Origin of the sequence: Bacillus sp. BML-BC051 (assembly GCF_019656175.1) — a bacterium.
Lineage (GTDB): Bacteria > Bacillota > Bacilli > Bacillales > Bacillaceae_G > Bacillus_A > Bacillus_A mobilis.
The window spans coordinates 1-12,337 of sequence record NZ_BPLI01000069.1 but is presented as its reverse complement, the minus strand read 5'-3'; the positions used below and the strand labels follow the sequence as shown (position 1 = coordinate 12,337).

The 12,337-nt window shown below is 32.1% G+C and carries 14 protein-coding genes; 4 read left to right on the top strand and 10 right to left on the bottom strand.

Annotation, left to right across the window (positions count from 1 at the left end):
* Window positions 1-631 precede the first annotated feature (631 nt).
* The 3 genes from K5S59_RS24120 to K5S59_RS24110 all read right to left on the bottom strand — a co-directional run bounded on the left by K5S59_RS24120 (window position 632) and on the right by K5S59_RS24110 (window position 2,123).
* On the bottom strand, window positions 632-946 hold the full coding sequence (locus tag K5S59_RS24120; protein WP_212981967.1) for a hypothetical protein: 315 nt from the start codon (window positions 944-946) through the stop codon (window positions 632-634).
* Between the two features lie 87 nt (window positions 947-1,033).
* On the bottom strand, window positions 1,034-1,324 hold the full coding sequence (locus tag K5S59_RS24115) for a hypothetical protein (RefSeq protein ID WP_212981966.1): 291 nt from the start codon (window positions 1,322-1,324) through the stop codon (window positions 1,034-1,036).
* Window positions 1,317-2,123: a ParA family protein gene (locus tag K5S59_RS24110; protein ID WP_212981965.1), complete on the bottom strand. Its 807-nt coding sequence runs from the start codon at window positions 2,121-2,123 to the stop codon at window positions 1,317-1,319. Before K5S59_RS24110 ends, K5S59_RS24115 begins: the two co-directional genes overlap by 8 nt.
* Before the next feature lie 800 nt (window positions 2,124-2,923).
* On the opposite strand from K5S59_RS24110, the gene K5S59_RS24105 reads away from it, so the two are divergent.
* Window positions 2,924-3,139, top strand: coding sequence for a MerR family transcriptional regulator (locus K5S59_RS24105; RefSeq protein ID WP_212981964.1), 216 nt, complete (start codon window positions 2,924-2,926; stop codon window positions 3,137-3,139).
* Complete coding sequence (locus K5S59_RS24100; protein WP_212981963.1) at window positions 3,129-4,949, top strand: type IV secretory system conjugative DNA transfer family protein; 1,821 nt, start codon at window positions 3,129-3,131, stop codon at window positions 4,947-4,949. The genes K5S59_RS24105 and K5S59_RS24100 overlap by 11 nt, the downstream gene beginning before the upstream one ends.
* A 26-nt stretch (window positions 4,950-4,975) precedes the next feature.
* On the opposite strand, the gene K5S59_RS24095 is transcribed toward K5S59_RS24100, so the two are convergent.
* A complete protein-coding gene (locus K5S59_RS24095; RefSeq protein ID WP_212981962.1) occupies window positions 4,976-5,464 on the bottom strand; it encodes a hypothetical protein in 489 nt (162 codons plus the stop codon).
* Window position 5,465: 1 nt separating this feature from the next.
* Window positions 5,466-5,999 (bottom strand): hypothetical protein, encoded by a 534-nt coding sequence (locus K5S59_RS24090; protein ID WP_212981961.1) that lies wholly within the window; start codon window positions 5,997-5,999, stop codon window positions 5,466-5,468.
* A 447-nt stretch (window positions 6,000-6,446) separates the two neighbouring features.
* Here K5S59_RS24090 and K5S59_RS24085 point away from each other — a divergent pair, with 447 nt between their 5' ends.
* Window positions 6,447-7,934, top strand: coding sequence for a MobA/MobL family protein (locus K5S59_RS24085; protein WP_212981960.1), 1,488 nt, complete (start codon window positions 6,447-6,449; stop codon window positions 7,932-7,934).
* A 1,195-nt stretch (window positions 7,935-9,129) separates the two neighbouring features.
* Here the strand turns inward: K5S59_RS24085 and K5S59_RS30300 are convergent.
* From K5S59_RS30300 to K5S59_RS30295, 5 genes are all read right to left on the bottom strand, one after another.
* Complete coding sequence (locus K5S59_RS30300) at window positions 9,130-9,252, bottom strand: hypothetical protein (RefSeq protein ID WP_259653022.1); 123 nt, start codon at window positions 9,250-9,252, stop codon at window positions 9,130-9,132.
* The gene (locus tag K5S59_RS24080) at window positions 9,234-9,488 is read right to left on the bottom strand and encodes a hypothetical protein (RefSeq protein WP_212955741.1); all 255 of its coding nucleotides are present in this window, start codon (window positions 9,486-9,488) and stop codon (window positions 9,234-9,236) included. The genes K5S59_RS30300 and K5S59_RS24080 overlap by 19 nt, the downstream gene beginning before the upstream one ends.
* A gap of 138 nt (window positions 9,489-9,626) precedes the next feature.
* Window positions 9,627-9,992 carry a hypothetical protein gene (locus tag K5S59_RS24075; protein WP_212955740.1) on the bottom strand — a complete coding sequence of 122 codons (366 nt, stop codon included), beginning with the start codon at window positions 9,990-9,992 and terminating at the stop codon, window positions 9,627-9,629.
* A 17-nt stretch (window positions 9,993-10,009) separates the two neighbouring features.
* Window positions 10,010-11,002 (bottom strand): hypothetical protein, encoded by a 993-nt coding sequence (locus K5S59_RS24070; protein WP_212981959.1) that lies wholly within the window; start codon window positions 11,000-11,002, stop codon window positions 10,010-10,012.
* A 148-nt stretch (window positions 11,003-11,150) separates the two neighbouring features.
* Window positions 11,151-11,276: a hypothetical protein gene (locus K5S59_RS30295; RefSeq protein WP_259653021.1), complete on the bottom strand. Its 126-nt coding sequence runs from the start codon at window positions 11,274-11,276 to the stop codon at window positions 11,151-11,153.
* A gap of 269 nt (window positions 11,277-11,545) precedes the next feature.
* On the opposite strand from K5S59_RS30295, the gene K5S59_RS24065 reads away from it, so the two are divergent.
* Window positions 11,546-11,710, top strand: a complete 165-nt coding sequence (locus K5S59_RS24065; protein WP_212981958.1) for a hypothetical protein — start codon at window positions 11,546-11,548, stop codon at window positions 11,708-11,710.
* The last annotated feature ends 627 nt before the right edge of the window (window positions 11,711-12,337 follow it).

Here is a 12,337-nt window from a genome sequence, read left to right as displayed (position 1 = left end):
AAAATATACTTTTTCCATCTTTCTCTATTGATTAAAAAATATTAATCAATAGAGAGAATTATTCATTTTATGATTAATAATTTTATTTCTATTTTCATTTATTTTTTTAAATCTATTTTATTATTTTTTACGTTAATTGTTATTCGTTAAATAATTTAATCAATTATATATAATTGATTAAATTATTTTATCTATCAAATATAATTCATTCATTTCATTTTATGTATAGTTTTTTTCATTCATTTTAATAAACTATTTAAAATTATTGTTACGAAGTTTTTAATCAATATCCGATTTTATAGGATTAATCGAGTGAAAAAACGTCATTTTCTCAAACTCTTCTTTTTCATGTGAAAAAACACAAAAAAACAGGGATGAAATCACTACGAATAGTCATTTCATCCCTGTTTTTCTTCTTTACGATCTACTATGAGATATTTTATTTACATTTCACTACGTTCATATAAAAAATAAATAAGAAACCCTTACTGTCTTCATATACATTTCATTTACATTACTCAAATTTACATTCCACAACGGTTATATAAAGTTATTTCATATCTATTATTAGGTGTATCTCTTTCATTTCCTTTTTATAAACAAAAAAAACGACCGCAGCCGTCTTTTTTTATTATTTTCCTAACAGACCTAACATGAAGTGATCTGAATACAACTTATATTCTTTTGTAGTTAATTTGAATGGTTCTGTTATTGTAACAGTATACAGTGATTCGCGAAATTTCTCGTCTTCCATACTGATTTTGTTTAGGAACTTGAATTGAAATAACTCTTTCAACTCACGTTTCAACATTTCTCCATTCCGTGAATTATCAACTAAATTTCCATACACAGATGTTTTTGTAAATGTAGATTCAACCTCTGTATACTTCTTAATCACGCGTCCAGCAGCCAAATAAAAATTTTTGATTTCTTCTTTCATAGTCATATTTTTACCTCCTAAAATTTTATGATATCGAATATTCAGTTACTTTATTTTAAACAGAAAGAGGAATAATATTCCCCTTTCTTGTTTTTATATTCCTAACTCTTTTCTTAATACCTTATTTACGAAAACGGATGCCGTGATTCCCATTTCCTCGCTTTTTTCCACGACTTTCTCGATCACTTCCACGTCTAAATTATACGTTTTCACTTTCGTGTCAGGTCGCTTTTTCTTAGGTCCAGGTGTGTATGATTTTTTCTTCTTTTTAACGGGTTCTTTATCTTTGTATCTACTTCTTGTATCATAATCAAAGTTTCCTTCTACTGGTTCTTCATTCACAACACTTGTATTTTTTAGTGCATTAATATCGACTTTAGCCATTATTAACAACCTCTTTCTCTACTAAATTCTTTGCTAGTTTTTGATATGCTTGTACGACTTTACCAGCCGTTTGATGGTTTTTCACATCATTATACGTCTTCTTTTTCCCAGTGAATTGCGGAATGATTCGTGAAAATGGAATCGTTACATCCGAAAAATTCGTAATCCCTTCTGATTTGAATCGTTCTGTTGTCTCTTCTAACCATTCTTGACTTCTTCCAAAATCGTTCGTCACAAATTTGGAAACCACAACTTGATAATCACATTTTACTCCTTCTCGTTGCAGTTGTTTCACGATTCCAGCACTTCGCATCGCACCATCCAAATCATTTCCATCCAGCGTTGTCATAATGTATACAAGGTCTGAACTTATAAGGCTCATTACCGTAGGCATCGAGTTCTGAGACGGATGACAATCACAAATGATATAATCGAATGCCTCTTTTAAAGGATCAATCTTCTTTTTTAATACTTCATCTTTGCCACGCAAAACATTATCGTTTATCCAATCTTCAATTCTATCTATTCTATTATCTGATGGAATGAAATAAATTTCCTTGCCTGGAACTTGTACGATAACGTCTTGTATCGTCTTCCCTTCCGTAAGCCAATCATATGTGTTTCGACCAGGATAATCTTTTCTATTAAATCCTAATGTGTTCGAAACATCTCCGTTTTGACACAAATCAATCAATAAAACCGATTTTCCCATCTCTTCTAAAACATGAGCGAGCATCACGCTCGAAACCGATTTGCTTACTCCACCCTTGACTGAAAACATTGAAATAACTTTACCCATATGTACTTCCTCCCTTATTTTCATAAATGAAATGTATACGATTTGTTAACACTTGTCATATGTTGTCATGTGTTATTATCTGTTGTTAACAATTTACACTATAGTTATTTACTATTTCAAGGGGGATGTCCTTCTTTTTTTAAAAAAATTTTTTACTAGATTCGAAAACCTTAGAGTACCAAGGCATGGAGAATAAAAATTTTTTCTACACTCTTTACAGTAAAGTTTTCGAAGTATGTTTCAAAATCGATGAAATCGAGCTCAATGGACATGCTCGATTTTCCCAAATAGGCTAACATACTTCTGTTTACTATAAAGAGCCGCTTACGCTTTCCGAAAAATTTTTTATATCATATAGAAGTTTTTGAAACATAATAAAACCGATCGGAACATCATAACCGATCACAATCGAACACAAAACGAACAAAAGAACCCCGTATTTCAATTTTTATTTCTTTTCATGTAGAATAACCCACAACAGAAAACATGAATTTCCCATATTTTAAGATACCAACAATAAAATAAAGTAAAGTAAAGAAAAATAAAGTAAAATAACATAACAAATCAGATAGGTTTCCCCATGCCTCCCAAAGCCTCGCCATATTCCCCTATGAAAATATTATTTTTTTTATTTTTTGTTCGCAAATGCTTCGCCAGGTTTCCCCACGCTTCCCTAAATCACCATGTACTCTTCGCAAATGCTTCGCCACGCTTCCCTAAATTTTTTTCTACTTTTTGTACACATTTCCTAAAATTCGTTTATCATCTAAATGTTTTTTTACGAAAGTAGGTGTGTACATATGGAAGATTTTATTGATTCAGCAACTTTTGCTGAAATTTTAGGTGTTACGAAATCCACCTTTTTTTATCGATTACAACAAAATAAAATCCCACATCCCGATCACATTGTAGGGAAAAAAATGTTATGGAACAAAAATAATTTAATTTCATATTTTGAGGTAGAGCATGAACACTTTATCGCACAGCTAAAGGAGTGTGATAAGCATGGAATTTGAAAGTAAAATAAGACTTTTTATGATTAATATTGTTTTAGTGTTCATTGTAGTGACAAGTATCTATTTTACAGGAATTTTCCATGAGGGCTTTTTAAAAGAATTATTTAGTTTCAATTTTGAACATATATTTACTTTCTTTATTGTTTTTATTATTGAGTTATCCATCATTGGAACACTTCTATATAAGTTTTTTAGTAATAGAAGAAAACGAATCGCTGATTCGAATCTATTATCTTACAAAGAGGTAAATGGAGAACAAAAAACAGCAAGGAACAGTGTTTTTTATCCGCGAAATAACAAATTGTTTGGGAAAGAAAAAAGTGCTATGTACATATCACGCAACGTTCAAATCACAACAAAAAAATCACACGAACACATTTTACTATTAGGTCCTACAGGTTCTGGTAAATCAGCTTCGTTCTTCTTACCAAATTTACTAAGTCTCGATAATGTAAGTCTTGTCGTCACTGATCCGAAAGGAGAATTGTGTAGGAAATCCCGTTTTGAATTAGAACAAAAAGGTTATAAAGTCATTCATTTTGATCTTAGAAATCCTGAAGAATCAGCTCATTACAATTTATTAGCAAATGCGAAAGATCACGATGATGTTCGAAAAATCGCAGATTCCGTATTAATGAATGGAGAAGGTGCAGGAAAAGGTGATGAGTGGGCAAAATTATCTAAAACACTTTTGGAGATGTTTTTGTTCCATGAATTCGACAAGGGAGAAAAGTACATTAATAATGTAATCACCCAGATGGCTGATTTGGACTTAAAAAATGAACTAAAAGCAGAAGAATTTTTCCGTAACAGTTCTGAAGCAGCTTGGATGTCATATTTACAATATAAAAAACTAGCAGACGGTGCCAGTATGGTTTCAGGAATGTTTGCGACCGCACAGGGAAATATGAAGACATTTGAAAAGGATAATATAAAGGCAGTAGGAAAAAGAAGTGATTTCTCACCAAGCCTTTTAAGACAACAAAAAGTGGCTCTATTTGTCTCTTATCCCGAAGATGATGCAGAGACATACGCTATCTTTTTATCAGCTTTTTACACACAATTGTTCAGCCAAATCAAATCTGATCGTAGTGTCGATGAAACATTTGGGGCAATGTCAGGATTACCTGTTTATTTTCTTCTCGATGAGTTTGCAAACATTGGGAGAATACCATCTGTTGATGTTTTACTAAGTACAGTTCGTTCTAAAAAGATGAGTTTAGTCTTAGGTATTCAAAGTCTAGACCAATTGAAAAAGAACTACAGAGACACATTTAATATTATCGTAGAAAACTGTAAAACAAAGATCATACTCGGAGGAACGACAGGGGATACGGCAGAGTTCTTTTCCAAAATGGTCGGAGAAGAAGAATATACAAATATGTCCGTATCACAGGGAGACAGAAGTGTTTCTACCTCTACATCTACGAACAAAAAAGCAATCCTGAGTGCCGACCAAATCAGACGTCTAAAAAGTTATGAATTAGTTTGTGTTTCCGATAATTTAAAACCAATACGAGACGATAAAAATTACTATTTCTTAGATAAAGTTTCTTATTTCTTATTTAAAAATTTACCTTTTTCTGTTGAAAAGAATGATGAAATCATCCGTAAATACACAGTATGGAAGGAAAAAAAGAAAACAAAAGAAGTTGTACAGGAAAAGAAATTACATATCCAACAAGAACGACAAGAAAAAAATGAAGAAAGAGTTATGGTACGACAAGAACAAGTACAAAAACGAGTATTAACAAAACAAGAAGAAATACAAAAGCTAATTGAACAACGCAGAAAGCGTGATTTAGAATAAAAAAAGCGATCCTCACGGATCGTTTTTTATAATTCTAAAAGTACTTCAATCTCAGCAGTTAATTCTAGTAATCTATCTGTTAGTTCTACTATTTTATCAATTAAATCTAATGTTTTGTTTACACCTTCCAAATCTTCCATAACCCCTAATTTATCTACTTCCATATCAAGTTCGATAATGATTTCTGAAGCCAGCTCTTCCGAAATCATATCTAAACGTTTTATCGTTTTTTGAACATGAAATCCTGGAACAGAATCCATTTGAATGTCGCGGTCAAAATTGGTAGGGAAGAAATGAAGTAGTTGCTTCACTTGCCCTAACTTATGAACAAAATCCTTTACTTCTTCGCGCATCATTTCATGAATTTCTTCTTCTGTTAACATTGTCAAATCAAATACTTCCTGTTGTTTTTGTACATATGTATTCATGATATTTTGTTTTTCTGTATCGATTTTTACAACTTCTAGGTATGCCATTTCTAAGTACTCATTCAGGTCTTTTACAACTTTTTTCATGTCAATTTCCTCCCTTCTCAATTAAATGATTTATTAATTTTTTATACTTATCTTCTAACTTACGAATTTCTACTAATTTCCCTTTTGTACTATCACTTTCAGAAAGATTGATTCCTTGGAACAAGTCATCAAAAAACACCTTTTGTCTTTGTATAAGTTCTTGAATTTGTTCTTCTTTTTTTCGTGTTTTACTTTCTCTTATTTTGTTTACTTTATCTTGTAAAATAAGAAATTCATCTTTGAAAAGTTGTTCAATCATATGTAGTTTTACATTTCCAAAAAGATAACGAAGTACTAATTGTTGTTTGCTATACAATTTCTCTAAAACAAACATACGAGCCGTTCTTTTTTTCACTTCTTCTTTTCCAAGATTTCCAATTAAATTCTCCAAAAATGAACCTTCCTCAATGAGTCTATGATTTCGTGCTTTATTTCTTTTTTCTTTTTCTTCTCTCTCTAATTGTTCTTTTTGTTGAATTAAATTTTCAATCTTCTGTTCTAACTTTTGTATTTTGTTACTCATGTTTTCTGACATCACTCACACCTCCAAAAATAAAATTTGTCGTCAAAATTTTGATAAGTATAATTTGAAATTTATAAAAATCAAGTACAAAAAAATAAAACATGTTTTAAGAAAAAAGAATAAAAAAAGTGGTCCTAAAATGGACAATTAAAAAAAGGAAAAAACACTGCCCATGGCAGCCACTAAAGGCGCACAGATACATTCCCCTCTGGGGAACGTTGTGCTAAGATCAAAACCAAAACCTAAAAACCCTACAACCCCAATCAAAAACCCTCATTTCCATTTCGTGTTTTTTTCCTTCTTTTACTGTTCATTTCCATTCTCAGTTTTCCACATTTTGCTGTGTTCGTTTCCACTCCACTTTTTTACCAAAAAAAATTACACATGTTTAAAAATTGTGTTATCCTTTCTCAAAATTTGAACATAAATGTTTCGTTATTTTGAAAGGGGGTGAATCTGTTGAAAGAGAAATTTTTTCATCTTCGTGCGAGAGTATTCACACGGAGTAAGGGTCACAAAATGATAGCCAAAGCAGCGTACCGCGCTGGTGAAAAAATTTATGATGAAAAATACCATCGTCTTCGAAACTATGAAGGGAAAAAGAAATCAGAAGAGATTGAAAGTGCTATGTATTTACCTTCCCATGTTTCTGAAAAATTCAAGGATAGAAATTTCTTGTATAACGAGATTGAGAGACGAGAAGGAAATGTATCAAATAGACAATTGGCCCGTGAACTTGAGTTTAGTCTCTATACAGATTTCACCCCACAAGAGAACAAAGAAATGGTCGAACGTTTCGCTGAAACTTTCACCAAGGACGGAATGATCGTGGACGCTTGTTTTCACAAATTAAACGATAAAAATCCTCATTGCCACATGATGCTGACCCTTCGGGACGTCAACGAAGATGGTATTACCTTCGGTAATAAAAATAGAAGTTGGAATTCCGATAAAATGCACGGAAAATGGCGCGACACTTGGGAAAAAATCGTAAATGAGAAGTTTAAAGAAAAAGGATTAGATATCTTTGTTTCTCGTAAAAGTTTCGAGGAAAGAGGGATCGACAAAAAACCTACAAAACATTTGCCGTACGACAAAAAATCAGCAAAATACCAAGAGGTATTAAAAGAAAATAAAAAGATAAAAAAACAAAATGAATTCAAACAAAAAAAGAAAGAGATCAAGCAGGAAGTAGAACAAGTCAAAGAAGTAAAACAAATTGTCCGAAATACGAAAATTGCTGGTATTACAAACAACAGAAAGGAGGTGTTAGGTATGGGATTAGAACAAGAACAACTAAAACAAAAACCTGTTTATGAGGAGCCTGGACAAGATCCAAATGTTTATGAAGAACCTGAACAAAGTCGTACAGTTGGAGACTTATTCACTGAATCTATCAACGGATTAAAAGAACGTTATGAACGTTTAAATGAGGATACGAAGGTCTTAAAAGCAGACAAAAAACGTTCGTATGAACGTTATCGTAATCATAAAGAGACAGATTACAGTAAAAAAATGAGTTTAAAAAAAGAAGACGTAATTGATATGAAACTAGATTACAAAATGATGAAAGTGAATCTAAAAGAAACAAGTGTATTCTCGCTTTCCGATTGGAAACGTCGCAAACAATTGAAGGCTGCTATGAAAAAAAAGAAAATCCAAATCAAAAAGAAAAAACTTGAAATGAAACGTGAAAAGAAAAAACTGAAACTGTACAAAAAAGAACATGTGAAGAGTCGCAACAAACTTCTTAAAAACTACAAAGATAAAGCAAAAACATTCTTACTGATTAAGAAAACAGAACGTGAAATGAATAAAGTGAAGAACTTGAATAAACAGATTGATAACAACAAAGTTGTTAGTCTGAAAGACTTCAAAAAACAAAAAATGAAACTCGAATTGAAACCACAATTTGGCAAACAACGTGATAAAAAGCTGGAGTTATAACAAAAACAGGAATGGATGATTTCATCTGTTCCTGTTTTTCTATTAAAAATAGGTCAAAGTAAACCTATGTGTATATTTTTGTACACCTTATTTTTTTAGGTCAATGTTACGCTATATACGTTTTTTTGTACCTTTCAATGTAAGGCTATATCTATATTTTTGTTGAAAATCATTCTCATTACGGTATATGAAATTATTCTTTTTTCACAGTAAAAAACCAATTTTGGATTTCAATACGATTTCTTCATTCGAATTTTTGTTTCATCGGTCAAAATGACTCACGAGAGTACCCTTATTTTCCATTTTCTCGAACCCTCTAAGGTGTTTGTACCTCATTCGATTTCCCCTTCTCAAATAACGTAAAAAACATCTTAGAATCATTCACTTGTAAAATGCCAATTTAAAACAAGTGAATATCCCTCTTTTTCTCTTATATATAGTATGGATTGTTAAAAACAGTTTGTACTTCATGTATGGCTGCAGGATTCCTTAGGTGGATTTGCGGCCCCTGGAATCCTGGCGGATTTCAACTTCTCATTTCCACCTTTTTTTACAATCTTAATAGACACACTTTACCCCATTTTCTCTTATATATTGGCGGGAATTTCGAAAACAGTTTGTACTTCCCTCATCACGATCACATTCTTCATGCGCTTTTATACAAGCATTGAAACCACATAGTTAAAACCGCTTTTCATTCTTGTTATGCGTTGTCATCTGTTAACAACTATTGTTATCGCTTAACAAATGTACAAACTATTATCCTTATATGTTTCCCTCTCTTGAAATCCCCTTCCAAACACATGCCAAATTCTAACGAGAACACCCCTATTTCCTCTTTTTATCATCCGTCTAAGGTATTTACCCCTAAACGACATCTGAAACGTCAGAATCGAAAATAAACACCTTTTATGATTCTTGCAATCTCATTCCCTATCTACAATAAAAAATAAAACGTTGTTTTCCCCTCTTTTTCTCTTATATATCGATGGGAATTTCCGAAACAATTTGTACTTCCCTTGCTACACCTACATTTTTCATGCGGATTTAACACTTTCCAAATCCGATCGGATTCACCTTTCCTGTTTCCTCTGTTTTCTTCTCCAAACCTATATCAAATTCTAACGAAAATAACCCTCTCGTCCATTTTTATTATCCCTAGAAGGTATTCACCTTTGAAACACCTCTTTTTCTCTTATTCAAGGTATGTAATTTTTAAAACAGTTTGTACTTCATGCATGACTGCAGTGTTTTTGCCACGGATTTGCGAACAATTGAATCCTGGCGGATTTAACTCTGTTATTTCCGTGTTTTCCATCGATTCATTTCTTCTTGTCTTTTTAGTAATTCTGCTAATGATTCTTCTTTCTTTTTCTTCAATTCCACACGACGTGCAGCCATTTCTATTTCCCTTTTTTTCGCACGTTCTTCGTATTCTTTATCGACTTGATCTAGTTTATAAAATAAAAAAACAAACATTAATAAAACTAAAATTATTGCTACAACGCCGACCTGAATGAAAAGTTTATCAGGATCACTCAAACCTAAAATCATAGTATTTCCTCCCTTCGAGAACAAAACAACACAAAATACTAAACTTCTAAAAGCTCGAACCGACTTCTGTTATAAGTTCTATCTTTTCAACGTAATATACATAAATTCAAAATGAAACGAGGTGATACACATGAAAGATTATGTAAAAATTTTTATGATTACATACGCAGCCACAGTACTAGCTAACATTACTTCTTCTCTTGTATTAACTGTTATGTAGTACAAACATAATAAAAAAGGTACCATCGTCAAGAAAAAAGAAACTGTTAGTTCTCTTTTTCCTTTTAGATAATACCTTTTCCCAGTATTACAGGATGCACCCCATCCTGTATCAACATATGCAGGCCCCCAACCAATATTAATATATGTAATAAAAAAACAAATAACACAACAGTTCATTACAACTGTCGTGTTAGATGCTTGCAAATAGTCCCAGTGTTGCAGGATGCGTCCAAGTCCATTTTTAGTATATGTAAAAAAGGAAGATGAAATCAGTGATTTCATCTTCCTTCTATAACCTATTATTTCGTTTCTTTAAATTCCATATATTGTACAGATTTTTCTCCTTCAAATTCAACCATATGAACATATACTATTTTATCTTTCTCTACAAGAAAATGTCCTAATCCTTTGTAATCAACAATAGGAAAATCTTGTTCAGGAGCTTGCTTTGGACTAAATTTTTTATCTAGGTAAACAAAACGATTTTGATCAGATTCTCCATAGACCTTAACTATGTAATCCTGAAATGGAATAACAGTGTCACTACGAGTCTTTTCATTTTTCACCTGTTTTCCATTTTCATCATAAACCCATTTACCTTTTTTTAAATCATACGTTGTATAATACAAGGTATCATTAATGTGCACAATATTCTTATCTAAATCTATGAAATCACCCATAGAACTTCCTGAAAAATAATCTTTCATTGGAAATTCTTTTTCTGTTCCATCTTCAAGATACAATTTTAACATATCTTTTGTAGTTACATAAGCCGCATCACCTTTACTTGTTCTTATGTAACCTACTTTTTCATCCGACGTAAGACTCATTGTAACCTTCGGAAGTTTCACTTGTTTTTTAACTTCACCTTTTTCATCGATAAAGAACATTGTATTCTCTACCATGAACGCTGTTCCGTAGATTGCAGCGTCAGCACCTGGCTGATGAATAAGTTTATCTTTTACAACCCATTTGTCTTTCTTTGTATCAGCGATGGAAACAAAAGTTTTCTCAGTATCCGAATACATATAATAAACGTATCCATTCCTTGCATTTACCTGTGATGTAGTCTTATTATTAGCATGTTTAGGCGCAACGGGTTCACCACCCACTTGTTTGAGGTTTTTCACTTGTTTTAAAACTTCTTTTGGAACAGGTGGTTGTTCTTTCTGTTTCGTTTGTGACGTTTTTTCCTGTGTAGTTGTAGTCACCTTTTCCTCTTTGTCACTACAACCAGTCATTAGTAATGTAGATAATGAAACTGTTATAAGTCCTTTTACTATCTTTCTCATAAATATACCTTGCCCCCTACAGTATTTATATGCCATAATTATACAATACTTTAACAAAAAATGGAACCCTGTAATAAATTATTTTTATATAACAATAAACAGAAATAAGAGACAAAATGAATCATACACTTTGTCTCCCTTACTTTCCTTACTTAAATGCTTCGCCACAATTGTCGCAAACATCACTGTAATGGTCTGTCAAACGACCACAGTGAGGGCATGTAGTATAACGATATTTTTCGTCTTTGCTAAAAAAAGATGTTAACTTCTTCATCAAGTCACACCTCCTTTTATGTAGATTTTGGAAATCGTAAGATAATTATACTCCCATGGGTATTTTAACGTCAATATTATTTTCAGAAAAGAAAGACTTAACGCTCCAATACTCAAAATAAAAGTTAAAAAAAAGAAAGAAAGTAAGCACACAGCTTGTCACAAATGGTTTGTCATAATACAATTAAGAGGTAACTTAAACAGAATTGCTATGTAGTAGGTGCGGTATCATCTCTCTCCATGTCGTTTGTAGGGAGGAGGTGATGCAGAATGATCGCAACGTTATTAATTAAACTAGCGGGGGGAACTCTTGCAGGTATCGGTGGTTACATCGGTAAAAAGCATTTTGGCCCGAAGATAGTTTCTTTATACAAAAACGCGAAAAACGCCCTACTCCGTGGAACAGATAAGGGCGGTTCTCGCAAAAATCGTTAATATAACTATTAAATTAACCGCGCCTACTATCTCTCACAATAGCAAGTTTGGTTACACAAGACAGGAGTTTCTCAGGCTTCTGTCTTCTTTATTTTATACAAATTACTAATAAACTTATACACAATATTTTCCAGTATCTTTAAAAAAGACATCAACTTTAGTAAATCTAAAGTTATGTCTATATTATAAGCTTCTTGTTGACCATCAGTCAACAAATTGGTATAGTACATTCCACTAAAATCCATTAGAATCCCTTAGAATATAGTGGATTCAATTCAAATAAACAAAAAAAGACTCACCTGAAGTGGTTGAGTCTTTTTACAATATATTGTCTTTTATTTTAAAATCACACAAGCTAGGGAAAAAACAAATAAATCGGTCATGACCATTTTAGGTAAAAGTAAAGAGAAGTTTTTTTTACTTGTGTAATTTGTATTCTGTTTATACATGTAGATTTGTATTTGTAAAGTCTTTTTGTTGTGTTTCTTTTCTTTGTTGTAATTGTTCATATAGGGGTACCGCCACATGCCCATCAACTTAAGAACGAAAACAAAATGAACTTTCGTTCAAACAAACTAAAAAACACGTAATGTACTTTTGGTATTGAAAAGTACACACACCAAATAA

Excerpts from the sequence above, each read along its gene's own strand:
- K5S59_RS30295 (WP_259653021.1), bottom strand. The coding sequence starts at position 11,276 with ATGAAGAAGTTAACATCTTTTTTTAGCAAAGACGAAAAATATCGTTAT.
- K5S59_RS24080 (WP_212955741.1), bottom strand. The coding sequence starts at position 9,488 with ATGATTTTAGGTTTGAGTGATCCTGATAAACTTTTCATTCAGGTCGGC.
- K5S59_RS24090 (WP_212981961.1), bottom strand. The coding sequence starts at position 5,999 with ATGTCAGAAAACATGAGTAACAAAATACAAAAGTTAGAACAGAAGATT.
- K5S59_RS24075 (WP_212955740.1), bottom strand. The coding sequence starts at position 9,992 with ATGAAATCACTGATTTCATCTTCCTTTTTTACATATACTAAAAATGGA.
- K5S59_RS24115 (WP_212981966.1), bottom strand. The coding sequence starts at position 1,324 with ATGGCTAAAGTCGATATTAATGCACTAAAAAATACAAGTGTTGTGAAT.
- K5S59_RS24065 (WP_212981958.1), top strand. The coding sequence starts at position 11,546 with ATGATCGCAACGTTATTAATTAAACTAGCGGGGGGAACTCTTGCAGGT.
- K5S59_RS24100 (WP_212981963.1), top strand. The coding sequence starts at position 3,129 with ATGGAATTTGAAAGTAAAATAAGACTTTTTATGATTAATATTGTTTTA.
- K5S59_RS24070 (WP_212981959.1), bottom strand. The coding sequence starts at position 11,002 with ATGAGAAAGATAGTAAAAGGACTTATAACAGTTTCATTATCTACATTA.
- K5S59_RS24120 (WP_212981967.1), bottom strand. The coding sequence starts at position 946 with ATGACTATGAAAGAAGAAATCAAAAATTTTTATTTGGCTGCTGGACGC.
- K5S59_RS24095 (WP_212981962.1), bottom strand. The coding sequence starts at position 5,464 with ATGAAAAAAGTTGTAAAAGACCTGAATGAGTACTTAGAAATGGCATAC.
- K5S59_RS24110 (WP_212981965.1), bottom strand. The coding sequence starts at position 2,123 with ATGGGTAAAGTTATTTCAATGTTTTCAGTCAAGGGTGGAGTAAGCAAA.
- K5S59_RS30300 (WP_259653022.1), bottom strand. The coding sequence starts at position 9,252 with ATGGAAAACACGGAAATAACAGAGTTAAATCCGCCAGGATTCAATTGT.
- K5S59_RS24105 (WP_212981964.1), top strand. The coding sequence starts at position 2,924 with ATGGAAGATTTTATTGATTCAGCAACTTTTGCTGAAATTTTAGGTGTT.